This window comes from Rhodococcus sp. NPDC049939 (genome assembly GCF_040656415.1).
GTDB lineage: Bacteria > Actinomycetota > Actinomycetes > Mycobacteriales > Mycobacteriaceae > Rhodococcus_F.
The window spans coordinates 394,871-418,961 of the sequence record NZ_JBFAMC010000003.1 but is presented as its reverse complement, the minus strand read 5'-3'; the positions used below and the strand labels follow the sequence as shown (position 1 = coordinate 418,961).

At 63.7% G+C, this 24,091-nt stretch carries 20 protein-coding genes and 1 riboswitch; of the genes, 12 read left to right on the top strand and 8 right to left on the bottom strand.

All coding sequences use genetic code 11. The features are described from left to right. Positions 1–30 precede the first annotated feature (30 nt). Both AB0I57_RS14150 and AB0I57_RS14145 read left to right on the top strand, forming a co-directional pair. The gene (locus AB0I57_RS14150; RefSeq protein WP_358335979.1) at positions 31–609 is read left to right on the top strand and encodes a hypothetical protein; all 579 of its coding nucleotides are present in this window, start codon (positions 31–33) and stop codon (positions 607–609) included. A 79-nt stretch (positions 610–688) separates the two neighbouring features. Next, positions 689–2,125, top strand: a complete 1,437-nt coding sequence (locus AB0I57_RS14145) for a PepSY domain-containing protein (RefSeq protein WP_358335976.1) — start codon at positions 689–691, stop codon at positions 2,123–2,125. 81 nt (positions 2,126–2,206) lie between these two features. Here the strand turns inward: AB0I57_RS14145 and AB0I57_RS14140 are convergent, their stop codons facing one another. Beyond that, positions 2,207–2,845, bottom strand: a complete 639-nt coding sequence (locus AB0I57_RS14140) for a LysE family translocator (protein ID WP_358336441.1) — start codon at positions 2,843–2,845, stop codon at positions 2,207–2,209. Positions 2,846–2,989: 144 nt separating this feature from the next. Here AB0I57_RS14140 and thpD point away from each other — a divergent pair, with 144 nt between their 5' ends. From thpD to AB0I57_RS14120, 4 genes are all read left to right on the top strand, one after another. Further along, positions 2,990–3,901, top strand: a complete 912-nt coding sequence (thpD, locus tag AB0I57_RS14135; RefSeq protein WP_358335974.1) for an ectoine hydroxylase — start codon at positions 2,990–2,992, stop codon at positions 3,899–3,901. 165 nt (positions 3,902–4,066) lie between these two features. After that, entirely contained in the window at positions 4,067–6,235 is a 2,169-nt protein-coding gene (locus tag AB0I57_RS14130) for an MMPL family transporter (protein WP_358335971.1), read from the top strand. A gap of 75 nt (positions 6,236–6,310) precedes the next feature. After that, on the top strand, positions 6,311–6,931 hold the full coding sequence (locus AB0I57_RS14125) for a methyltransferase domain-containing protein (protein ID WP_358335968.1): 621 nt from the start codon (positions 6,311–6,313) through the stop codon (positions 6,929–6,931). A 77-nt stretch (positions 6,932–7,008) separates the two neighbouring features. Continuing rightward, positions 7,009–7,656 carry an alpha-ketoglutarate-dependent dioxygenase AlkB gene (locus AB0I57_RS14120; protein ID WP_358335965.1) on the top strand — a complete coding sequence of 216 codons (648 nt, stop codon included), beginning with the start codon at positions 7,009–7,011 and terminating at the stop codon, positions 7,654–7,656. On the opposite strand, the gene AB0I57_RS14115 is transcribed toward AB0I57_RS14120, so the two are convergent. After that, on the bottom strand, positions 7,657–8,745 hold the full coding sequence (locus AB0I57_RS14115; protein WP_358335962.1) for a 3-deoxy-7-phosphoheptulonate synthase: 1,089 nt from the start codon (positions 8,743–8,745) through the stop codon (positions 7,657–7,659). It abuts the gene before it with no gap. A 307-nt stretch (positions 8,746–9,052) separates the two neighbouring features. Between AB0I57_RS14115 and metE the strand changes: the two genes are divergently transcribed. The 3 genes from metE (at position 9,053) to AB0I57_RS14100 (ending at position 13,696) form a co-directional block, all read left to right on the top strand. Beyond that, positions 9,053–11,314, top strand: coding sequence for a 5-methyltetrahydropteroyltriglutamate--homocysteine S-methyltransferase (metE, locus tag AB0I57_RS14110; RefSeq protein WP_358335959.1), 2,262 nt, complete (start codon positions 9,053–9,055; stop codon positions 11,312–11,314). A 199-nt stretch (positions 11,315–11,513) separates the two neighbouring features. After that, positions 11,514–12,767 carry a CaiB/BaiF CoA-transferase family protein gene (locus AB0I57_RS14105; protein ID WP_358335956.1) on the top strand — a complete coding sequence of 418 codons (1,254 nt, stop codon included), beginning with the start codon at positions 11,514–11,516 and terminating at the stop codon, positions 12,765–12,767. After that, the gene (locus AB0I57_RS14100) at positions 12,764–13,696 is read left to right on the top strand and encodes a hydroxymethylglutaryl-CoA lyase (protein WP_358335953.1); all 933 of its coding nucleotides are present in this window, start codon (positions 12,764–12,766) and stop codon (positions 13,694–13,696) included. Before AB0I57_RS14105 ends, AB0I57_RS14100 begins: the two co-directional genes overlap by 4 nt. Positions 13,697–13,737: 41 nt before the next feature. On the opposite strand, the gene AB0I57_RS14095 is transcribed toward AB0I57_RS14100, so the two are convergent. Beyond that, a complete protein-coding gene (locus tag AB0I57_RS14095; RefSeq protein ID WP_358335950.1) occupies positions 13,738–14,271 on the bottom strand; it encodes a putative immunity protein in 534 nt (177 codons plus the stop codon). Positions 14,272–14,578: 307 nt separating this feature from the next. Between AB0I57_RS14095 and AB0I57_RS14090 the strand changes: the two genes are divergently transcribed. Beyond that, positions 14,579–15,046 (top strand): DIP1984 family protein, encoded by a 468-nt coding sequence (locus tag AB0I57_RS14090; RefSeq protein ID WP_358335947.1) that lies wholly within the window; start codon positions 14,579–14,581, stop codon positions 15,044–15,046. A 259-nt stretch (positions 15,047–15,305) separates the two neighbouring features. Here AB0I57_RS14090 and AB0I57_RS14085 read toward each other — a convergent pair whose 3' ends face one another. The 3 genes from AB0I57_RS14085 to AB0I57_RS14075 all read right to left on the bottom strand — a co-directional run bounded on the left by AB0I57_RS14085 (position 15,306) and on the right by AB0I57_RS14075 (position 19,882). Further along, complete coding sequence (locus AB0I57_RS14085; protein WP_358335944.1) at positions 15,306–17,726, bottom strand: ATP-dependent Clp protease ATP-binding subunit; 2,421 nt, start codon at positions 17,724–17,726, stop codon at positions 15,306–15,308. Between the two features lie 100 nt (positions 17,727–17,826). Beyond that, entirely contained in the window at positions 17,827–19,116 is a 1,290-nt protein-coding gene (locus AB0I57_RS14080) for an LLM class flavin-dependent oxidoreductase (protein WP_358335941.1), read from the bottom strand. 1 nt (position 19,117) lies between these two features. Further along, positions 19,118–19,882, bottom strand: a complete 765-nt coding sequence (locus AB0I57_RS14075) for a 3-oxoacyl-ACP reductase (protein ID WP_358335938.1) — start codon at positions 19,880–19,882, stop codon at positions 19,118–19,120. 46 nt (positions 19,883–19,928) lie between these two features. Then, a riboswitch (TPP riboswitch) is annotated at positions 19,929–20,034 on the bottom strand. A 62-nt stretch (positions 20,035–20,096) separates the two neighbouring features. Between AB0I57_RS14075 and AB0I57_RS14070 the strand changes: the two genes are divergently transcribed. Both AB0I57_RS14070 and AB0I57_RS14065 read left to right on the top strand, forming a co-directional pair. Then, a complete protein-coding gene (locus AB0I57_RS14070; protein WP_358335935.1) occupies positions 20,097–20,555 on the top strand; it encodes a MarR family transcriptional regulator in 459 nt (152 codons plus the stop codon). A 3-nt stretch (positions 20,556–20,558) separates the two neighbouring features. Then, positions 20,559–20,981, top strand: a complete 423-nt coding sequence (locus tag AB0I57_RS14065) for an organic hydroperoxide resistance protein (protein WP_358335932.1) — start codon at positions 20,559–20,561, stop codon at positions 20,979–20,981. Positions 20,982–21,005: 24 nt separating this feature from the next. Here the strand turns inward: AB0I57_RS14065 and AB0I57_RS14060 are convergent, their stop codons facing one another. Together AB0I57_RS14060 and AB0I57_RS14055 are read right to left on the bottom strand one after the other, a co-directional pair. Beyond that, positions 21,006–21,884 (bottom strand): oxidoreductase, encoded by an 879-nt coding sequence (locus tag AB0I57_RS14060; protein WP_358335929.1) that lies wholly within the window; start codon positions 21,882–21,884, stop codon positions 21,006–21,008. A gap of 40 nt (positions 21,885–21,924) precedes the next feature. Then, a complete protein-coding gene (locus tag AB0I57_RS14055) occupies positions 21,925–23,925 on the bottom strand; it encodes a CocE/NonD family hydrolase (RefSeq protein ID WP_358335926.1) in 2,001 nt (666 codons plus the stop codon). Positions 23,926–24,091: the final 166 nt, after the last annotated feature.

The window sequence follows — 24,091 nt, the reverse complement described above, 5'->3', positions numbered from 1 at the left end:
ACACATCACAGCTACCAGTATGCTGTCCCGGTGATTCAGCAGCCCCCAGCCCTCCCGCCACCGCGCGGGGCTTTCGGGGGTAGAACCACGCCGCTGCGGGGCGCGTTCGTCGGCGGCGCATCTGGCGCGGTGAGCATTGCGGCGCATGCGGCAGGCGGCGGTCTCACGTCCATCGGCCAAGGGCCGCTGGCCCTCCTGATAATCGCCTGCGCGGCTGTCGGTGTGGTCGGCGCATCCCTGAGGACCACACGAAGCCCGTTGTCGACCTTGATGGCGGTCCTCGTCGCAGGCCAGGCCGTCGGGCACTCGGCGCTCGCCGCCGCATCTGCACATCCCCTCAGCCTGCCATCCGTACCCATGACCTGCGCACACGCGGCCGCAGTGCTGATCACCGCCTTGCTGATTCGCGCGGCCGAACACGGAGTCTCGATAGCGACGTCCACCGTGAGGCGCGTTACACGGGTGCTGTTGGTAGCGCTCAGCGACGATTCCGAGGGGTCGGCGGCGCCGTCCCCCGTCTACCACGCACGGGTGATTCTTCGCCTACTCGCCTCCTCGGGTGTCGGAACCCGCGGGCCACCAAGGACTTTCGCACACCTCTTCTCGTAGCGACGCGCACCGGCAGGTGGGCGCCGCTGCGCTTCCTCCTGTCCGCTCAGGCGAAACGAGTTCTGCAGTGTCCATTTCCATGCCCAAACGCGCACCGTTGCGCGCACCTGACCCCGCCGGTTCACCCGGTAACGGTTCCCCATTCCGCGCGCTGATGCTCCGACTGCACTTCTACGCGGGAATCCTCGCCGCACCGTTCATCCTCGTTGCCACCATCAGCGGCGGTCTCTACGCGGCCGCCCCAACCATCGAACAGTTCGTCTACCGCGACTACCTACACACCGAACCGACCGGCGATCCGATACCTGTGGAGGAGCAGATAGCCTCCGCTCAGCGGGAACGACCGGAATTGACGCTCGCCGTCATCCGTCCGGCACCAGCGCCGGGAGATACGACGAGGGTCCTGTTCACCGACCCGACGCTGGGCGAGGGGGAACACCTCGCCGTATTCGTCGATCCCTCCACCGGGGCCTCGTTAGGTGAGACCACCGTCTACGGCAGAGACGCACTTCCGGTGCGGACGTGGATCAGCCAGTTGCACCGCGACTTGCACCTCGGCGAGCCCGGCCGCCTCTACAGCGAATTGGCGGCGTCGTGGCTGTGGGTCATCGCGCTCGGCGGAATCTATCTGTGGGTCGGCCGATACCTGCGCGCACGCCGTCGTAACTCGGCTGCGGCTCGACTGCTGACCCCCGACCTGGCAGCGAAGGGGCGACGACGCACACTCAGCTGGCACGGAGTCGTCGGCCTCTGGATCGGCGTCGGCTTGCTCTTCCTCTCGGCGACCGGACTGACCTGGTCGACCTACGCAGGGGAAAACGTCAGTGCTCTGCGTGAGGCACTCAATTGGACGACGCCCGCGCTCACTACGTCGCTCTCGTCCGCCACGCCATCCGACGGCGATCGCCATTCCAGCCCCTCGAGTGCCAGAGGCGAATCACCCTCCGCAGCGGAAGACGGAACCGAGGTCTCTGGTATCGATTCGATTCTGGCGATCGCACAGCAAAACAGACTCGACGGAGCCGTCGAGGTCAGAATCCCGGAGACCACCGACACCGCCTACACCGTCACTCAGGTACGGACACCATGGGTGCTCGGTACCGATGCGATCGCAGTCGACGGCCAGACGGGGGCGGTGACAGACACGCAGCGTTTCGCCGACTGGCCACTCGCGGCCAAGCTGACCTCCTGGGGAATTGCGCTGCACATGGGTCTGCTTTTCGGATTCGCGAACCAGCTAGCCCTTCTCGCTTTGGCTGTCGCGCTCACGACGGTGATCGTGCGCGGGTACCTCATGTGGTGGCGCAGGCGCCCGACGGGTGGTTCACGGTGGTCCGCCGGACGACCGCCCGCCAGTGGAGCGATTCGGCGCCTGCCCGCATGGCATGTCGCGGCTGGGGTCACCGTCGCCGTAGCCGTCGGATGGTTCGTACCGCTCCTAGGAGTGAGCCTGCTCGGTTTCGTATTGCTCGATGCATTGATCGGCGCATACAAGCGATCCCGAGTAGAGGCGTGAGTTCGGCCGGTCGGGAGGGCTTGGGCAGCATCCCGACCGGCGCTTCATGTACTGAGAACTCTTCGGCCCATCAGAGCCCGCTCAATTGACTGCCATATGGACGGCGAGACCGCCGAGGACCGTGCCCATCAACATTTTCTGGGCGCGAGCCCACACTGGCCGATTCGACAGGAAGACCGCGACAGAACCGGCCAGACAGACGAGCACTGCATTCAAGGTCAGCGCGACGGTGATCTGCACACTCCCTAGCAACAAACTCTGTAACCACACAGACCCAGAGTCGGGTTGGACGAACTGCGGGATCAGAGCCAAATACATCACGGCAATCTTGGGATTCAGAAGGTTGGTGGTCATACCCATCAGAAAGAGCTTTCGGGAAGATTCATTTTTCACCGCTCCGGACCCCGAATGGTCTGCGGCAAAGATCGCCGTGCTACCGGGCTTCAATGCCTGCCAGGCAAGCCACCCCAGATAGCATGCCCCCGCCAGTTTCAGCGCCGTGTACGCCTGCGGAACCGCCGAGAACACCGCCGAGATCCCCAGAATCGCAGCGGCCAGATAGCACAGAAATCCGACAGCGACACCAGCCAGCGAGATCAAGCCTGCCCTTCGCCCCTGAGTAATGCTGCGCGAGACCAGATACAGCATGTTGGGGCCTGGAGTGAGTACCAAGCCGAGAGAGATCGCCGCTACACCGAGTACTGCTGCCGAGTTGACCATGCCGGCGAGGATCTCACCGCAACGCCTCACCGTCGCGGTCCAGTCCAGCTTCAGTGGACCTTTGTCCGGTTGCATTCGCCGACGACCAGTGGGAACGTCGGGAGGGTAGACCGTTGTCCAATCCGAAAGGGTGAAACACAAGCTATGCGTACGGCCGTCGCTGACAGTTACCCCACACGGGACCGCAACGAATGCGCGATGTTGATCCGAGAAGACCCGGTTACCTGGTCTGATCCTCTCGGTGGTGATTCGAAGCCCGGGCCTCTCTCTGCCGCCCAGCTCGCCGACTACGACAGGCGCGGATACCACTGCGCCGACCAGATCATTCCTCCGCAGGACGTTTTCGATCTCTTGGACGAGATGACGCGCCTGGCAGAGGCGGACAACCTGCGCGGTGACGCCCGCGTGGTGCGTGAGAACGAGAACGGCGACGTTCGTTCCGTCTTCGACGTCCACCGCCTCAGCGACGTCGTCGACGAGATCGTCCGCCGACCCGAAGTCGTCGGCATCGCCAGGCAGATTCTGGGTTCCGAGGTGTACATCCACCAGTCTCGGCTGAATTTCAAGCCCGGCTTCACCGGTGGACCGTTCTACTGGCACTCCGACTTCGAGACCTGGCATGCAGAAGACGGAATGCCGCGACCCCGTGCGGCGAGTATCTCGATCGCGCTGACCGAGAACTACGGCCACAATGGTGGGCTGATGATCATGCCCGGCTCGCATCGAGCCTTCGTATCGTGCGCGGGTCAGACCCCCGACAATTACTACAAGGAATCGCTGGTCAGTTACACCCCGCCCACCGGATCACCCGACCGTCCCACCCTGACGCGGATGGCCAACGAGTACGGAATCGACGTAATGACCGGTGAGGCAGGCTCGGCCACAGTATTCGATTCCAACTGCATGCACGGCTCGAACGGCAACATCACACCGTTCTCCCGCTCCAACCTGTTCATCGTTTTCAACAGTGTGGAAAACACACTGACGGAACCGTTTGCCGCGCCGGCGAGGCGCCCCGACTACCTCGGTAGCCGGGATTTCACCCCCTTGCGGTAACGACCACCACGGCTCGCGACTCGAGCTTGCTCATCTGAAGCTCGAGTCGCGGTCCGCCGGACACAGCTACGTTCATTCACACCTTTTCAACCCCTGACGTGCGACGATAACGAGGCAGTGTGCGGCCACCCTGCTCGGGCGGTCGAACCTTCGTCTCCCGGGGGAATGATGTTCGCATTCATCGCTCGCACGGTCGTCGCCCATCCCTGGCGGACCATCGCCGCTTGGGTGGTCGCCGCGATCGCCGTCGTCGTGTTCTCTCCGAGTCTCGACGACTACACGAGCGCCGACCAGCAGTCGTTCCTGCCCAGTTCATTCGAGTCCTCGGAGGCTCAGAACATCGGCAACGAGTACTTCCCCACACTGTCGGGCGCAACGGGAAGCCTGGTCGTTACCCGAGCAGACGGCGGAGTCCTGTCCACCACCGATCAGCAGACGGCACTGAATCTCGCTAGCTCGCTGCAAGATTCGGCGATACCAGGTGTGCTGAGTGTGCAGGAGACACCGGACTCGTTGTCGCCCGACGGGAAAGCCGCCGCCCTTCAAGTGATTTTCGATGGACAACCCGGTGACGAGCAGGTCGATTCTGCCGTGCCGATCGTCCGTGACGATGCCCAGACGCACCTCGAGGGCAGCGGCCTCGTCAGCGGGCTGACCGGAAACGCAGCCATACAGGTCGACACCACCGCGGCATACGACAACGCGGACAGGGTCATCACGATCGCCACCATCATCATCATCCTCACCCTGCTCGGTCTGATCTTCCGTAGCCCGCTCATTTCGCTGTTGCCGGTACTCGTGATCGGAGCCGTGTTGGCCGTCGTCACCGGGCTGACCGCAGTGCTCGCGGATGTGTTCGGATTCGAAGTCAGCACCACGTTGCAGCCTCTGCTCGTCGTTGTTCTGTTCGGTATCGGCACCGACTACATGGTCTTCCTGCTGTTCCGCTATCGAGAACGTTTGCGGCAGAACGCGCGCGAAGGAAGCCCCACCGCCGGCGGGATGTCCGGGCACGAGGAATCGCTGATCTTCGCGACCGGCGTCGTAGGCAGAGTGATCGCCTCGTCCGCTCTGACAGTCATCGTCGCGTTCGCCGCCCTGCTGCTCGCGCAACTCGGCTCGCTCACGACACTCGCACCCGGTCTCATCGTGGCCGTGGCCGTCATGCTCGTGACCGCGTTGACGCTCATTCCCGCGGTGTTCACCGTCCTCGGTAGGCACTTGTTCTGGCCACTCGGACCGGGTCACGACAGTCCACGCACACCCTTCTCGTCGATCGGCGCCGCGATCGGGCGACGTCCGGCCGTGTTCGCATCCGCCGTCGGTGCAGTCTTGCTCGCCCTGGCCGCCTTTGCGCCGAGCTACAGTTCGACATACAACACGTTGGGCGAGTTACCCTCCGACACACCATCACAGCAGGCATACAACACACTCGCGGAGTCGTTCCCCGCCGGTGCGCTCAGCCCGACGCAGATATTCGTCCTAGCGCCGAATCCGCTCGATCCCGATTCCCTCACTCCCCTCGTCACGGCAGTATCGCAGGTACAAGGTGTGTCCTCCGTGGCGCCGCCGCAGCTCAGTCAGGATGGCCGCGCAGCATTGGTCGATGTGGTCCTGAGCGACGACCCGTATTCGAATTCGGCCCTCGACTTGGTTGAAGGGCCGATCCGGGACGCGGCTCACGGCTCGGTCCCTGGCGCGGAAGTCGTTGTGGGAGGCGAAACATCCACGTTCGCCGACGTCAGAGCACAGCTAGCTGCCGACACCCGCCTCGTGTTCCCGGTCGCCGGGATCGCGATCGCCGTGATTCTGGCCCTACTCCTGCTTGCGGTTCTTGCTCCGATCAACCTCTTGCTCTGCGTCGCACTGACATTCGTTGCCACACTCGGGTCGGTTGTAATCGTGTTCCTGCACCTCCTCGGATACGAAGGCATCGATTTCTCGATTCCCATCGTGCTCTACCTGTTCGTCGTCGCCATCGGAACCGACTACAACATCCTGCTCGCCTCACGGTTGAGGGAGGAATTCCGCAATGGCTACCGCGCCCGTGACGCGGCACGGATCGCCGTTACCAACGACGCGAGCACGGTGGCTGCGGCGGGGCTGATCCTCGCACTCACGTTCAGTTCACTGACCCTCACGGGGCTGGCGAACCTCGCCCAACTCGGATTCGGTGTGGCAATCGGCGTCGCGCTCGCCGCGTTCGCCATGGCTCCGCTGTTGGTGCCGAGCCTGTCGGCGCTCGAAGGCCGGGCCTTCTGGTGGCCGGGTCGCCAGAGGCCGGCAGACGGTAGCGGCGACGGGCGCGAGACCGAACTCACAGATATCGGGTGACCCGACACCGCCTCGCGTCGAGAAGTTGCCCGGGCCTTCGGCTTGTCCGGGTCTGCGCGTAGGGATAATCCGAGGGTGACTCAACCCGGGTACGACGCTGTCGCAGATCACTATTCCGAGACGTTTCCGACTCCGTACCAGAGCCCACTCGAGCGCCACGTCGTCGCTGCGTTCGCAGACCTTGTACGCCGGCGCCCACGCGAAGCCGTCGTGCTGGATGTCGGGTGCGGGCTCGGACACATCACCGCGGATCTCGCGGCAAAGGGACTGGACGTGGTCGGCGTCGATCCAAGTAGACAAATGCTGGAGATCGCTCGGCGCAACTACCCCGAACTGCGCTTCGTCCACGACGATGCCAAGCTCGAGTCCACGAATCTCGGCGGACGAAGCATTGCGGCCATCTTGGCCAGATGCAGTCTGATTCACCTACCACCATCCGATGTCCCAAACGTCCTCGCCGGTTGGGCCGCCCGGATGGCCCCCGGCGCACTTGTCGCGGTCGCAGGCCAGACCACCGACACCGTCAGCGAGATCTCCGAGTTCGATCACGCCGTTGCACCTGCGTGGCGCTGGCATCCCGACAGTCTCTCCGAAGCACTCTCGAGGGCAGGCTTCGACGAAGTTTGGAGGACGATCAGTCGCCCGGACGTCCACCACCGGTTCCCTGAAGTCCATCTCGTAGCTCGCCGTCGCTGATGCTCGAAGTCCCGGCCTGTTTCCGCAGCCCCGGCTACGAATGGGAACATATGTTCGATATTCGATAGACTGCACTCATGTCCTCCGCGAATTCGGGGTACGAGCTGCAGGCCTCACTGTTCGACGACGCAGGGTTCGGCGTCGAACTGGGCGAACTCGGCACATCGGTCACACGGCGCACGCTGACGTCGGGCGCGTGGGTCGACGTACGTCCGAATTGGATGACCGGTTCGGACGAGTTGTTCGTAGCCCTCGCCGACACCGTGCCCTGGCTGGCCGAGCGCAGGCGAATGTACGACCGGGTGGTGGACGTCCCTCGCCTGGTCCGCTTCTACGACGAGGACGACCCCCTCCCCGACCCTCTACTGCTCACCGCCCGGGATGCCTTGAGCGAGCATTACGGGCCGGAACTGGGCGAGAGCTTCGTGACGACAGGCCTGTGTTTCTACCGCGACGGCTCCGACAGCGTCGCATGGCACGGCGACGACACCGGCCGCAGCCGTACCGAGGACACGATGGTGGCGATCCTGTCTCTCGGCACGGCACGGGCGCTGATGTTGCGCCCGCGCGGTGGCGGGCACTCGATCCGGTACTCACTCGGGCACGGCGATCTTCTGGTGATGGGTGGATCCTGCCAACGCACCTGGGAGCATTGTGTGCCGAAGAGTACCCGCCCAGTCGGCCCCCGGATCAGCGTCCAGTTCCGAACGCGAGGCGTCCGGTAACTATCGGCGGCGGGAGGCTACCGCCTGAGCCAAGCGATCCAACTGCGCTGCCGTCGTGCTCCAGTCGATGCATGCGTCGGTGATCGACTGACCGTAGGTGAGTTCGTCGGCCTTGCCCAGGGTGAGGTCCTGGCGTCCGGATTCGATGAAGCTTTCCAACATCACACCGACGATGCCGCTCTCGCCCGTCTCGAGGCGGGCGGCGATGTCACCGAGGACTTCTACCTGCTTCTCGTGGTTCTTGCTGCTGTTGCCATGGCTGGCGTCGATCACGACTCGCTTCGGCAGCCCGGCCTTGTCCTGGCGCGCCAAGGTGTCGGACACCGTCTCCGCGTCGTAGTTGGGGCCATCACTTCCGCCACGCAAGATCACATGGCAATCCGGGTTTCCTGCGGTGCGGATGAGAGCCGCCTGTCCGTCGAGGTCGGTTCCGGGGAACACGTGGCTCGCTGCGGCCGCCCGGGTGCCGTCGACGGCAACCTGGACGTCACCCTCGGTGGAGTTCTTGATGCCGACCGGCATCGACAGGGCACTGCACAACTGCCGGTGCACCTGGCTGGCGGCGGTCCGTGCTCCGATCGCACCGTAGCTGACGAGGTCCGCGATGTACTGCGGCATGATCGGATCAAGGAATTCGCACCCGACCGGGAGCCCGAGCGACGACACGTCGAGAAGGAGTTTGCGGCCCATACGGATTCCGGTGTCGATATCGAAGGTGCCATCGAGGTGCGGGTCGTTGAGCAGGCCCTTCCAGCCCAAAGTGGTGCGGGGCTTCTCGAAGTAGACCCGCATCACGATGTGCAGGTCGTCTCGAAGTTCCTCGGCCTTCGCGGCCAGTCGGCGCGCGTAGTCCATCGCGGCGTCGGGATCGTGCACCGAACACGGCCCCACCACTACGAGCAGGCGGCCGTCCTCGCCGTTCAGCACGGAGACGGTGTCGGCACGTCCGGCGCGGACGGTCGCGGACGCTACGTCGTCGGGGGCGTATTCACGACGCACGACGCTGGGGGCGACGAGAGGACTGATGCTCACTGTTCGTTGGTTGTCCAGGAGATCGCTGTCGGTAGAGGTGTCGAGAGTGGCAGTCATGAATTCGGGTTCCTGTTCTCAGGCCGGCCCTCGATGACTGTGCAGATTCCCGCGAGCCGGTCTGTAATCCGGCTCTGGGGTGGAAGTCAGCGCGTGGTAACGCCGACCGACCCACCCGGGGCCGGCCTGCTAAACCAAAAATAGGCGCGCTGCATGGCTGCCACAGTAGCGGCTTCCCCTTCGACTTGCCAACGGCAGCTCGTAGCAGTGATCTGCGCCACCCCTGCCGCGCATGTCACCATGGAGTGATACCCGTCACCATGCGCGCAACCTGGCGGCCTCGAGTCGAAACCATGCGGAGAAACTAGTGACATTCACCTTCACAGCGACAGTGCTGGGTTCACCTCGTATCGGTCCGAACCGCGAACTCAAGAAAGCCGTCGAGTCCTACTGGGCCGGCGGCTTGGACGCGGTCGGGCTCGAGTCGGTGGCAAAGGACCTACGCCGACAGACTTGGATCGATCTGCGCGGGGCCGGCCTCGACTCCGTACCCGTCAACACGTTCTCGTACTACGACCACATACTCGATACCGCAGCGATGCTCGGGGCCCTTCCCGATCGCGTCGCCGGGATCGCGGACGAACTCGATCGCTATTTCACCGCCGCTCGTGGCAACGACACGGTTTCCCCACTCGAAATGACCAAGTGGTTCGATACCAACTATCACTACCTGGTTCCGGAGATCTCCCCGTCGACCACCTTCTCCCTCAACCCGTCGAAGGTGCTCAGCGAACTCGAAGAAGCTCTGTCCCTGGGCATTCCGGCCCGCCCGGTCGTAGTTGGTCCGGTGACGTTCCTACTCCTGTCGAAGTCGGTCGACTCTGACGCGCTTCTTCTCGACCGTCTCGACGAAATCGTCCCTTTGTATGCGGACCTGCTCACTCTCCTCGCCGAAGCAGGCGCCGCGTGGGTGCAGATCGACGAACCCGCACTGGTCGCCGACCGCACGGCTGACGAGATCGCCTGCACGAAGAGCGCTTACGACCAGCTATCCGCGGTCGATCCGCGTCCGGCGATCCTCGTCGCGTCCTATTTCGGCAGCCTGGGCGACGCACTTCCAGCACTCGCGTCGACCGGAATCGAGGGGCTGGGAGTCGACCTGGTGGCCGGATCCGATTCGCTCGCTTCGGTTCCCGGTCTGGCGAGCAAACATGTCGTCGCCGGTGTGGTCGACGGACGTAACATCTGGCGTGCCGACCTCGACCAGGCATCCGCCACGCTCGCAGCCCTGGTCGAAGACCTCGGCTCGGTCGCCGTGTCCACGTCGTGCTCCCTGTTGCATGTCCCATACACCCTTGACGCGGAGTCCAGCCTTGACGAAACACTGCGGTCGTGGCTGGCATTCGGCACGGAAAAGGTCCACGAGGTGGTGGTTCTCGGCTCCGCCCTGACCAGCGGTCGCGAATCCGTCGAGGACGAATTCACTCTCGCTCGTGCGGCGGCGTCCACCCGCACCTCCGACCCGCGCCTGCACGACGGCACCGTCCGTGCCCAATTGGAAGCTCTCATGGCTCCCAACGTGGGACGCAGCCCTGCACTGGAACGGCGGAAGGCGCAATCAGGGTTGTCGCTGCCTCTTCTCCCCACGACGACCGTGGGTTCGTACCCACAGACCACGCGGATCCGGCTGGCCCGGGCGGCGCTGCGCAGAGGCGAGATCGACCAGGCCGAGTACCTGAACCGGATGCGTGCCGAGATCGCCGATGTCGTTGCTTTGCAAGAGAAGCTGGATCTCGACGTACTCGTGCACGGCGAACCGGAACGCAACGACATGGTGCAATACTTCGCCGAACAACTCGACGGTTTCGCCGCCACCGAAAACGGCTGGGTACAGTCGTACGGCAGTCGCTGCGTACGGCCACCGATCCTGTACGGCGACGTGCGCCGCACGAATCCCATGACGATCGACTGGATAACGTATGCACAGTCGCTGACTCGGCGGCCGGTCAAGGGAATACTCACCGGTCCTGTCACGATCCTGGCGTGGTCGTTCGTGCGCGACGACCAGCCCGTGGCCGACTCCGCCTACCAGGTCGCGATGGCGATCCGTGACGAAACCATGGACCTACAGAGCGCAGGCATTCGAATCATCCAGGTGGACGAACCCGCGCTGCGCGAACTACTGCCCCTGCGGGCGGTGGATCGGCAGACCTATCTGGATTGGTCGGTCCGCGCCTTCCGGCTCGCGACGTCGGGTGTCGCGGACTCGACGCAGATCCACACCCACCTGTGCTACTCGGAATTCGGAGACGTCATCGAGGCCATCGTCGATCTCGATGCCGACGTGACGTCCCTCGAGGCCGCCCGCTCACACATGGAGGTTCTCGATGACCTGAAGGCAGTCGGCTTCGATCTCGGAGTCGGCCCCGGCGTGTACGACATCCACTCACCGCGCGTCCCCGGAGTCGAGGAAATCGCCACGTCGTTGCGTAGAGCGCTGAAAATCGTCCCCGTCGACCGACTCTGGGTCAACCCCGACTGCGGATTGAAGACCCGCAACCGGACCGAGGTCGAGGCGTCGCTGCGCAACCTCGTCGACGCGGCAAAGCTGGTGCGCACGGAACTGTAGGCAGCTTCGCCTCCCACCACGGTTCGCCGGCCATGTGGCGCGGATTCGCGGCAATTTCGCCAATCGGTGACGGGTCGGCCGTCACATGGCACGCTGAAGACGTGTTCGGCGAGCGGCGGTGGCATCGGCAGCGCTGATACCCCTCGTCCCGGCCCACGAGCCTCGTCCTCTCGAGATACGACGACAGCTAAGGAAGATCATGGTCTCCGACAACACCATTCACCCACTCAGCGGAGTACGGGTATTGGAACTCGGCAACTACATCGCCGCACCGACCGCGGGGCGCCTTCTCGCTGACTTCGGCGCTGAAGTCATCAAGGTCGAGCGCCCGAAGACCGGCGACGAACTGCGCAATTGGCGCCTCTACTCGGGCGACACCTCGATGCTCTATCGCACGATCAACCGCAACAAGAAGTCCATCGTTCTGGACCTGCGCAGCGAGGAGGGTCGCCAACTCGTCCTCGACCTGGCCACCGAATGCGACATCCTGCTCGAGAATTTCCGGCCCGGCACCCTAGAGAAGTGGGGTATCGGACCCGAGGTGCTCAATGATGCCAACCCGGAACTGGTGATCTCTCGGATTTCCGCGTTCGGGCAGACCGGCCCGATGTCGCAGCGACCCGGATTCGCCGCGGTCGCCGAAGCTGCTGGTGGATTCCGTGAACTGGTCGGCGATCCCGATCGTCCACCCGTACGGGTCGGGGTGTCGATCGGCGACTCGATCGCCGGTCTCTACGCCGCCTTCGGCGCGGTCATGGCACTGTTCCAACGCGAGGCGGCAAAAGTCACCGGCGCTACGGGCCCGTCCCTGATCAACCGGGTCATCGACGTCGCCCTCAACGAGTCGATCCTGTCGATGATGGAGTCACTCATCCCCGACTATCTCGCCTACGGCATCAAACGCGAACGGGTCGGCGGACGCATGGAAGGCATCGCCCCGTCCAATGCCTACACCTGCAAAGACGGTGACAGCATCATCATCTCCGGCAACGGTGACGCCATCTTCCAGCGATACATGGACACCATTGGACGTCCAGACCTAGGCGCAGATCCGGACCTGTCGACCAACGCCGGGCGTTGGGCCCGCCGCGACGAACTCGACGCGGCGATCGGCGAGTGGACCGCCCGGCACTCCCGCGACGAAGCACTGAAGATCCTCGACGAGGCGCAAGTGCCGTCTGGTCCGATCAACACCGCCGCCGACATCTGTAGCGACGAGCAATACGCCGCCCGGAACATGATCCAGCAGTTCGCCGTCGACACCGGAGAAGCGCAGCAGAAAGAGGTCGGGTTCCCTGGCATCGTGCCCGTGATAGGCAATGCGTCCCTGCCTATCCGCAACATCGGACCAGACCTCGGCGAGCACACCCGCGAGGTTCTCGAATCAGTGCTCGGGAAGACACCTGATCAGATCGACGCCATCATCCGTCGCACCGAAGGCTGGACAGAATGACTCTCAGTTTTGAATCGCGCGCACTCTTGAGGGATGTTACCCTCCGCGACGGCCTGCAGTTGACCGGCAAGATGCTGACTACCGACCGCAAACTCGAGATCGCTCGGCGGCTTCTCGAACTCGGAGTTCCAGCCCTCGAAGTCGGATCGATGGCCCGCCCTGACCTCGTCCCGCCCATGGCCAATACCGTCGAGGTGATCACCGAACTCACACCGGACGAACTCGACCGCTGCTGGGTATGGGTTGCCACTCCGCGGCACGTGGAGAAGGCGGCCGCCGCCGGCGCCAAACATTTCCAGTACTGCTTCTCCGCGTCGGACTCGCACAACCAGGCGAACATCGGAAGGACCACCGAGGACAGCCTGGCTGCGATGCCCGCCGCGATCGAACTCGCGAACGAGATCGGCGGCAGTATCCAACTGTGCATCGCAACCTCGTTCACCTGCCCGTTCGAGGGTCGAGTGCCCCAACGGCGGGTGATCGACATCGCGAACGATCCCCGCACGGTTGGCGCCATCGACATAGTGATCTGCGACACTCTGGGCCAGGCGATCCCCGCCGAGGTGAGCTCGCTGATATCGCGAGTGCAGTGGGAAACTCCTCAGCGCGGCATCGTCTTCCACGGCCACGACACTTGGGGGCTCGGGGTCGCGAACAGCCTCGCCGCTGTCGCAGCCGGGGCGATGACCGTCGACGGCGCGCTCGGCGGACTCGGCGGCTGCCCGTTTGCCCCTGGCGCGAGCGGCAACACCGCAAGCGAGGACCTCTTGTTCGCAACCCGTCCCGAATGGCTCTCCCCGAGCACGTTCGAGTCTTTGGTGCAATTGTCGGAGGCGACACTCGCCGAACTGGGCGAGCCGAACCGGTCGAAAGCCGCCGAGGGCGCCCGGTCGAAGGCCAACGCCTTCGAGTGGGTCATCCGCGAGTGAGCACGACGACCCGAACGCCCCTCTTCCAGGCATCTCACGCTTCAGCGGCGAAGGGATGCATCCAGATCCCGTAGCAGCTCCCCGACACGGCCGCCACCGAGCGGTGCCGCAGGATAGCGCTCGAGAACTGCGACAACGGTCGAGGTCGCGCGCAGTCGCGCGTGCTCTAGATTTTCGGCACCAGCTCTCTCGTTGTCACTGACGGAGAGCTCGACCGCCCTCGCTGCGTGAGCGCCAGCCCCAAGAATGTGCTTCACCTGGTGAGCATCTGCCAGTGGATGCAAGTACGCAGCGGCAGCGGCATGCGCCGCTGCCCGCGCCGCATGGCGGGCGGCTGCGGCGTCCACCTCGCGCGCAGCCTTGTTCGCTGCCCATGCACTGTCTCTCAGAGACTTGCTGCGTTGGCCGCCGCTTGCGAACATTGCTGCGGCGTAGACCGCTTCCCGGCAACGAGGGTCCGCCGGCCGATTGCTTTCGAAGATCGGCAACACGTGACGAGCGCATTCTGCGGCGTAGCCCGCCACCTCGCGAAGCTCCTGCTTACTCAGGTCAATTTCACTGGACTCGTTCGTCACGATCTCGATCTTTCCGCAGTGACAGCTCATCTGCGACGTATCGATGAAGGACGGCCGATCACCCTTCGGCAACCAGATCGGGGCGAGTTGGGTGTCGCCACACGAGCAGCGATGTGGTACTCATTAGAGATGTTCGATTTCAACTCGACGAAAGGCGCATGAGCGCCCGCAGAGATTTCTCTCCGACACGATGGTCCGGGGAATTCACCCACGAGTTCGGTACGCTTCGCTCTGTACCCACTCGGTGCCGCGACCCTTCCCTTCCCGTTCGTTATGTCCTACAACGAATTCAGGAAGGGAGGTATACATGAAGCTGGCTGAGGCACTAGCCGAACGTGGAGATCTGAACCGCAGGGTGGAGCAACTGAACTCGCGTATCCTCACGAACGCACGACATCAAGAGGGCGAGTCTCCCGCGGAGGACGCTGCGTCGCTACTCCTCGAACTCGAGGGCGTACTGGACCGAATGGAGGTCCTCGTCCGAAGAATCAATCGGACGAATGCCGCTGCACCACTGGGCGATGCGAGCATCACGGACGCGCTCGCTCGTCGGGACATGCTGCGAATCCGACATCGGGTGGTGTCCGCAGCGGCGGATGCCGCCTCGGGGCGTGAGCAGGACCGATACGGTAGGCAGCTTCGCTCCGAACTCGTTTTCGTCGCTGCGTTGCCCGTCAGCGATCTGCGGCGAACGGCAGATGATCTCGCGCAACGGATTCGAGGAATCGATCTTCAAGTGCAGAAAGCAAATTGGGAAGTCGAGTTGCTCGACTGACTGCTTCGGGTAGCAGGTAGCCGTTCCTGAGGCGAGCACGCACCGCGGTCGGCGGCAATCCGGCCACACCTCTTGCGCGGAGGGCAGCGCACCCCGGACACCCGGATCACAGTGCAGCCCTGCACAATGCACAGGGGACGGTATACGGTGCAAATCTCATCACCAGGTGCTGATCGGGAACGGTGAGGGCGGGTAAGGGGCTACTCACACACGTGAGTGGCGAAGCGTGCCGGGGCACGCTTCGCCACTCACGCCGTGTTCAGACGACTACGAGGTCGAGCTCGTCGTCGGACACTCCGACTGTGACAGTGCCACCCTCGACGAGGAGATCGTCGAGGAGTAGATCGGCGATCCGATCGTCGATGACCCGCTGGATGGAACGTCGCAACGGACGTGCCCCGAACTCGGGTTGATGCCCGTGCTCAGCTATCCAGTCGATGGCGGCGTCGCTGAACGAGATGTCGATACCCTTGGACTGCAGCCTCTTCCGGCTGTCGTTCAACAGCAGGTCGGTGATCCGGTGCAGCTGTTCGGAGTCGAGCTTGCGGAAGATCACGATCTCGTCGATCCGGTTGAGGAACTCTGGCCGCATCGATTCGCGCAGTCTGCCCATCACCCGGTCTCGCAAGGGCTTCTCGGACGCCTCGGCGTTACCGGTGGTAAAGCCCAGGACACCGGACTTGCTCGAAATGATGTCGGACCCAAGGTTGCTGGTCATGATCAAGACGGTGTTCTTGAAGTCCACCGTCCGACCCTGGCCATCGGTGAGCCGGCCGTCGTCGAGCACTTGGAGCAGCGTGTTGAACACGTCCGGGTGTGCCTTCTCGATCTCGTCGAGCAGAATCACCGAGTATGGGTTCCGCCGAACCTGTTCGGTGAGCTGCCCCGCATCCCCGTATCCGACATAGCCGGGAGGAGCCCCGACGAGTCGGCTGACCGTGTGCCGTTCGCCGAACTCGCTCATGTCCAGTCGCAGCATCTTGGTCTCGTCGCCGAACAGTGTGACGGCCAAAGCCTTCGCGAGCTCTGTCTTTCCGACACCCGTCGGTCCGAGGAACAGGAAGCTGCCCACGGGACGGTCCGGATCGTTCATGCCGGTGCGACTGCGACGGACAGCCCTGGCGATAGCCTTCACGGCGTCGTCCTGGCCGATGACGCGACTGTGCAGTTCATCCTCGAGGCGGCGCAGGCGTTCCTTCTCCTCCTCGGTCATCTGGCTGGCCGGAATACCGGTTGCCCGCGACACGACCTCGGCGATGTGCTCGGCAGTCACCTCAGATGACGTGTGGCTCAGGTCCTTCCCGCCGTCGATCGACGCCTGCGTTCGAGCGATCTCGTCCCGCAAGACTGATGCCTTCTCGTACTGCTCGTCGGCGACGGCCAGTTTCTTGTTCTGTTCGAGTTCCTCGACCTTCTTCTTCAGCGCCTCGATGTCGAGGCTCGGTGTCCGTAGCCGCAGGCGGGCACCGGCCTGATCGATCAGGTCGATCGCCTTGTCCGGCAGGAAGCGGTCGCCTATGTAGCGGGCAGACAACTCGACAGCGGCGGAGATCGCCTCGTCGGTGTACCGGACGCCGTGGTGCTCCTCGTACCGATCTCGCAGACCGGACAGGATCGCGATTGCGTCCTCGGTGCTCGGCTCCGCGACCGTCACCGGTTGAAATCGACGTTCGAGCGCCGGATCCTTCTCGATGTGGGTGCGGTACTCGTCGAGCGTGGTAGCGCCCACGATGTGCAGCTCACCGCGGGCCAGCTTCGGCTTGAGGATGTTGCCCGCGTCCATCGCGCCCTCGGCACCACCTCCGGCGCCCGCGATGGAGTGAACCTCGTCGATGAAGACGATCAATTCATTTGAGTGGGCAGAAATCTCGTCGATTGCCTTGTTCAAGCGCTCCTCGAAGTCGCCGCGGTATCGAGTGCCCGACACCATGCTCGACAGATCGAGTTGCACGATGCGCTTACCCGTCAACCGGTCGGGCACCTTGCCGTCGACGATGCGCTGCGCCAGCCCCTCGACGATCGCCGTCTTACCGACTCCGGCTTCGCCGACCAGTACGGGATTGTTCTTCGTGCGGCGCGACAGGATCTCGATGGTCTGCTCGATCTCGTCGGCCCGGCCGATTACAGGGTCGACTCCCCCGCCGCGCGCACGCTCGGTGAGATCGAAGCCGTACTTGTCCAGCGTCGGCGTCCCACTGCCTGAATTCTCCTCGACCGGACCGCCCTGTATCGCAGTCTGCAGGCGTTCCGGGGTGATGCCCTCGGATGCGAGCAACTTCCCTGCCGCGAGGTCGTGGTCAGCGGCAAGCGCAAGGAAGAGGTGCTCGGGGTCGATGTAGGTGGACCCGAGGGCCCGACCGAGTTGGTGAGCCTCGAGCAGGGCTGTCTTGAGCGCACCGCTGAGTGTGGGCACAGCAAAGTTCGACGCGTTCCGGCTCTGGGGAAGCCGCGATTCGACGGCGGCTGAGACTGCCGAGGGGTCGGCTCCGGCACGCTGCATCAGGGACTTGACGGGGTCCTGCTCTGCCATGACACGCAGAACGTGCAGTGCATCGAGGTCAGAGTCACCACGACCTGCGGCAAACCGTGCCGCACCTGCCATGAGCTCCTGGGTGGCCTTGCTCATGAGACGGCTGATATCGATGCGTCCGGGGCCCTGTGGCCCGAAGAATGCTGGCATTCCGAGTGCCTCCTGTGGGAAGTTGAGCAATATTGACTCAACTAACGTGCCCGATAGTCAATCAATTCCCAGATTTGTGGGGCATTTGTCACAGGCATGATTACTCGCTTCCACGAAGGTGGGCACGCAGCGTCTTCGTTTCGTACCGGGCACGGAACAGACCCCGCTTCGCCAGCACGGGGATCACCTCGTCGACGAAGTCGGCCAGGCCGCTCGGGTATAGCGGCGGCATCAGGTTGAAGCCGTCGGCCCCGCCGCGGCGGAACCACCGTTCGATCTCGTCGGCGATCGACTCCGGGGTGCCGATCATCGTGCAGTGGCCGCCACCGGCCGCCAACGTGCCCAGCAAGGCCCGCACGGTGGGCCGGTCCTTCTCGATAATCCGCAGGATCGTGTCGTACCGGCCCTGCGGCCCGGTGAACTCGGACAGCGGCGGAAGCGCTGGAACCGGCGCGTCCAGTTCCCACCCGCTGCAGTCCTGCTGGACGAACATCGACAGCTGCGCCAGCGACTGCTCTACCGGTAGGAGCGCGTCGAGTTCCGCCTTCTTGCGCCGGGCCTCCTCGGTGGTCGATCCGACATATGTGACCAGACCTGGCATGACGATGACCTCGTCCGGGTCGCGGCCCACCCGACGGATGCGCCTCTTGACGTCTTCGTAGTAGCTCTGTGCGGCCGCGAGGTCGTAGGCGACTGCGTATATTCCCTCGGCATACCGGGCAGCCAGATCACGCCCCTGATCGGACGCGCCTGCCTGGAACAGCACGGGGCGGCCCTGCGGCGAGTGCGGCACGGTCAGTGGTCCGTCGACCAGAAAGTGATCGCCTCGATGATGGATCGGATTCACCTTGGCCGGATCCGCGAAGATTCCTTCTCGGTCGAGGACGAGAGCATCCGGCTCCCACGAATTCCACAGGGCCAGTGCCACGTCGACGAACTCTGCCGCACGCGAATACCGCTCGTCGTGCGACGGCATCTCTTCTAGACCGTGGTTGCGAGCCTCTGCGTCGAACATCGACGTCACGACGTTCCAGCCGACGCGGCCGCCGCTGATGTGGTCGAGCGAGGCCAGCATCCGGGCCGCGTGGAACGGCGTGTAGAACGTGGTCGACACCGTGCTCACCAGGCCGACCCGCTCGGTGGCGCGAGCCATCGCCGACAGTGCGGTGAGCGGCTCGAAGAACCACCACGAACCTGAAGCAGGATCGCGCACCGAGTGCCCGTCCGCGAAGAACACCGCATCGAGGCAACCACGTTCGGCGGTCCGCGCCAGTTCCTCGTAGTAGGTGATATCGCCCAGCCGTTCCACCGGCGACGCCGGATGCCGCCAGGACGCACCGTGATGACCGCACCCGAACAGAAAAGCGTTGAAGTGCAGTTGCCTGATCACTTCAGTCCTTGACCAGTCCGCCGTCGACCACGAGGTTCTGGCCGGTTACCGCGCGCGACCACGGAGATGCGAAAAACAGTACCGCGTCGGCGAATTCGTCCGGAGTGGTGACGCTCCGCAACGGAGTGCTCTGCGCAATCAAGTCGAACACCTCGTCGGGCGTCGCAGCGCTCGCATCGGTGGTGCGCAGCAGGCCACCAGACACCATGTTCACGGTGATGCCGTCCGGACCGAGGTCGGCGGCGAGGGTGCGCGTCAGAGACAACACCGCGGCCTTGGCGGCGGTGTAGTCGTGGTAAGGGACGACCGGGTTCTGGAACAGGTTGGTTCCGACGTTGACGATCCGGCCGAACCCGAGAGAACGCATACCCGGCAGCGCAGCCTGTGTCGTGTTGAGAGCCGCTTGAACGCTCCCCCGGAACTGGGTATCGAACGCCTCCCACGCGATGGCATCGGCCTCGTCGCGGGCATCCCCGTTGAAGGAGTAGTCGATCAGCGCGTTGTTGACCACCGTCGTCACCGGAGAGCCGAAGTGCTGCTCGGCTGCGGCGTACAAACCTCTCACTTGCTCCGCGTCCGTGACGTCGGCTTGCAGCGCAATCGCGATGCCTGCACCGAGAGACGACGCCAGTTCCTCGGCCGCATCCCGACTGTTCCGATAGTTCACGATTACGCGAGCACCCTCGCGCGCGAACGACCGCACGATCGAGGTTCCGAGACCACGGCCTCCCCCGGTCACGAGGACGATTTGCTTGTCGAACTGCATGTTTCACCTTCCATTACGCCGGTGAACAGACGTCTCATGAGCGCACGCGTCGACTCCGCGACATCCCTTCGCCGGAATTACCCAGTTCAGGTTCAATGGGTGTGTTCTCAGCCGCCCGGCATTCCGACCGGACAGCACCCCACGTCACTAGGCCACAGTGTAGGCGTCGCTCCAATAGGTTGTGCGCAACTAAGTTGTGTGCAACTATTCAGCGGTGACCGATGACCTCGCACTCGACCGCCAGGTGTGCTTCGCCCTGTACTCGGCTTCCCGGGCCATGACTTCCACCTACCGGTCGATTCTCGACAAGTTGGGAGTGACCTACCCGCAGTACCTTGTGCTGTTGGCGCTGTGGGAACAGGACGGTCGCGGAGTGAGCGAGCTCTGCGATGCTCTCGATCTCGACACCGGCACACTGTCCCCCCTACTCAAGAGGCTCGAAACCCTCGGGCTCGTCGAACGCCGGCGTGAGTCTGCCGACGAACGCAGGGTCGGCATCCACCTCACGGACGCGGGCGCCGCGCTTCGCAGCGAGGCCGTGGGCATCCCGTCCGAACTCACACACTCGACGGGCATGGGCGTCGACGAACTCGGCACCCTGCGCGACACCCTGACCCGCCTCACCGATTCGCTCCACCGTTGGAACGCTACAACCCCCACGAGAAAGAACTAGGCCATGAACATTCTGTACACCGCAGAGGCCCTCGCCACCGGAGAGGGCCGCAACGGTCACGCCCGAACGTCGGACGGAAAGCTCGACCTGAACCTCTCTATCCCCAAAGAAATGGGTGGGTCTGGCGACGGAACCAACCCCGAGCAGTTGTTCGCCGCCGGGTACGCGGCGTGCTTCCACTCGGCGCTGCAGCTGATCGCCCGTCAGAGCAAGGCTGATGTCACCGACTCGGCGGTCGGCGCCCGCGTCGGGATCGGTCCGATCGATGGCGGCGGGTTCGGTTTGGCCGTGACCCTCGAGGTCTCACTTCCCAACCTGCCGCGCCAGGAAGCACTCGACCTGACCGAGAAGGCGCACCAGGTGTGCCCCTACTCCAACGCAACTCGCGGCAACATCGAGGTCAACCTCGAGGTAACCGAAGACTGAGTAGCGGACTGATCGGGCGTCGGCTCAGGTGAACTTGTACTCGACGCCCGTCAAGTCCTCCGACAGCGACCACAGAGCGGCTGCGGTCCGCTCGTCCCGCGATTTCTTGTTCGAACTGACCACCTTCGGGTAACCACGCTGCTCACCCAGTCCATCCGGCCCGATGTAACTGCCGCCCTTCACATCGGAAACGGTGGCCGCATACAGCATCGGCAACGTACCCATCTCCGCCGACTGCGCGAAGACCGCGTTGCCGACCCCCATCACCCTGTCCAGAATCGACTCGGTGTGTGACTGCAGGTTCGTCGCCGCGTAGCCAGGATGTGCGGCCACGGCCTTGACCGCCGAACCCGCCGCCGATAGCCGGCGCTGCAACTCGTATGTGAACAGAAGATTTGCAAGCTTCGACTGCCCGTACGCTCCCCACCGGCTGTACCTGCGGGATTCCCAATTGAGATCGTCCAGATCGACGGATCCGATCTGGTGCATCCCACTCGACATCGTGGCGACGCGATCGGTGATCTTGTCAAGAAGCAGCCCGGTCAGCGCAAAGTGTCCCAGATGATTTGTGCCGATCTGCATTTCGAATCCATCGGCGGTCTTGCTCTGCGGCACTGCCATCACACCTGCGTTGTTCACCAACACATCGAGAGAATTGATGCCTGCGGCGAACTCGCGCACGGACTTCAGATCCGCCAGATCGAGACGACGAACTTCGGCGTTGTCACCGATCGATCGCGCGACCACTTCTCCCTTGTCGGTGTTGCGGCAGGCGAGGACAACGTGCGCACCGGCCTTACCCAGAGCTCGCGCAGCTACCTCGCCCAGGCCACTGTTGGCGCCGGTAACGACGAATGTGCGGCCGTGCTGATCGACGATGTCCGATTCTGTCCATTTGGTCATGGCTTCAGACTACGGACGGCGTCGCTCGCGGCGAAACTCGTCACCACACCTGCCCCCCGACCAGCGGAAGATTGACGAAGCTCGGCCGGTCCGCAGCGAGTTGAACGTGCTGTGGCCTCAATTGACTCTCGGCGAGCACCGGTCCGATCGGTAGGTACCGGGGAACACTGCTCGCGTACACATCGACGCGTAGCCGATGCCCAGGTGCCAAAACGGCATCGGTGGGAATGAGATTGATGTCGATTGGAGTCACTTCACCCGGAGCCTGGGGCTGGCGGGTTTTCAACGTCAGAAAGTGTTGGGCGTCAGTGTAATCGCCGTTCGCCGACTTCGTACTCTTCGAGTCGTCCACAGCTCTCATCGATGCGGTGAGCGCCCCATTGGTGAGAGTAGTCGAAGTGCCATCGGGAGAGACGTCGTTGAGCGTGACCGCCCAGAATCCATCTGTGGCGTCGAGTACCGTTTCGAGGTGCAGGTTGATCGGTCCCGACAACGCAGTGGGCTGCTCGACTGGAGCGCTGGTGAACGTCAATCCCTCGGCTTCCTGAAACCGGGAGTCCTTGCTGCACACCGACCCGAGGACGACGGCCGCGCCCGCCGTTCCCTGTACCGCGTCTCTCGAGCAAAACCCGCGCAGGCCAGGCGAGACGGTGAGCCGGGCCGATTCGACGGGCTCCGACGGAATCAGGCTGCCGTCGTACGCCGCGTGACCGGCCGTGCCGCTGGGGGCTCCGGACAGGTACATCCGTTGATAGTCGACACCGGCTCGCGGGAACTGATCGGTGGTCGTCCAGCCATTGCCCTGCTGATACAGGGTGAGTGGGCCGTACGCCTCGATTCCGTTGTCAATACCCTTGAGCCACTTGTCGAACCACGCGCGTTCGAGAACATCCAGCCGCGGTGGCGCACCAGGTTCTCCGAGACCGCTCCCTAAAGTGATGTGGTAGCCGTTACCCATGATCAACTGCTTCTCGCCGGCAGGCAGCGGGATCTCGTTGTACAGCCGTGGCTCACTATCCGCGAAGAGGTCGTGCCAAGCGCCGTAGAGCATGGTCGGAACCGCTATGTTCTGCGTCTGCGTCTTGCGCTCCTCATAGAACTGACCGTCCTGCACCACCTGCAGCGTGTTCGAATCGAAGTCACTCCACTTCTGCGCTGTTACGGCGTCGATCAGTTCGGGGAACAGCGTCAGCGGATCGCGCAACCGGTCCTGCAGCCATTGCTGGTCGAAGCGCCCCTGCGCTAGGTCTTGCACGTTGGGAATGAACTTGAGCCCGTTGACCAACGCCAGCCACGCCGGCATGAAGCCGACCCCCAGAGCACCGCCCGTACCCACGATGTCGCGGAGTAGGTCGTCACCCGGCTCCGTAGGAAAGATCGCCTTCAATGCGGGCGGCCGATGTCCGGCGGCCTGCAGAGAGTTGACAGCCGAATACGACACTCCTGCCATCCCGACCTGACCGTCGGACCAACTCTGCTTGCTCATCCAGTCGATCACCTCGACCGAGTCCCGCTGCTCGACGGGGCCGAGCGCCTGCCATTCGCCTTGGGAGAACCCGGTGCCGCGGGCGTCGACCACCACCTGGGTGTAGCCGTTCTGAACGAGGTCACGGTTGACTGCGAACACCCGCAAGCCGCCCCCCGTCAGCACTCTCGCCAGCTCATCGACTCCGTCGAGCGGCGTTCCTGCCAGGTTGTATGAATTCACCAGGTTCACGACCGTGTCTTGATAGCCCGGTACCGCGAGCAGAGAGTCGACGACATTGCTGATCAACTTCGTATACGGGGTGATGTTGAGGACCGAGGGCATCTCGGTGTCGATCGGCTTGCCTGACGCATCTGCCGGGCGATAGACGTTGGCCTTCAAGACCGTTCCATCACTCATGGTGATCGGAACGTCCCAGTCGATGGCGATCACCGGGTAAGCGGGCGGCGCATCGACCGCGGCCGTCCATTGGGCGCCCGCCGCCCCGCCTGTCGGATCGGCCGACGCGGTTACGCTCGAAACTACCGCGAGCCCCAAGGCCACCATGAGAGACATCGTTGCTGTAACCGGTCGAAATGTCCGCTGATGCACCATCACCAAGACCTCTCGCGAGTTGCTCCGATGACGCGCCCGTTCGGCCAGCCGAGAGTGGCCCACGTCACAAGTAATAACAAACTTAGCGGATGCACCCCCGACTGTCCGTGCGGTCAACGACGAGTCG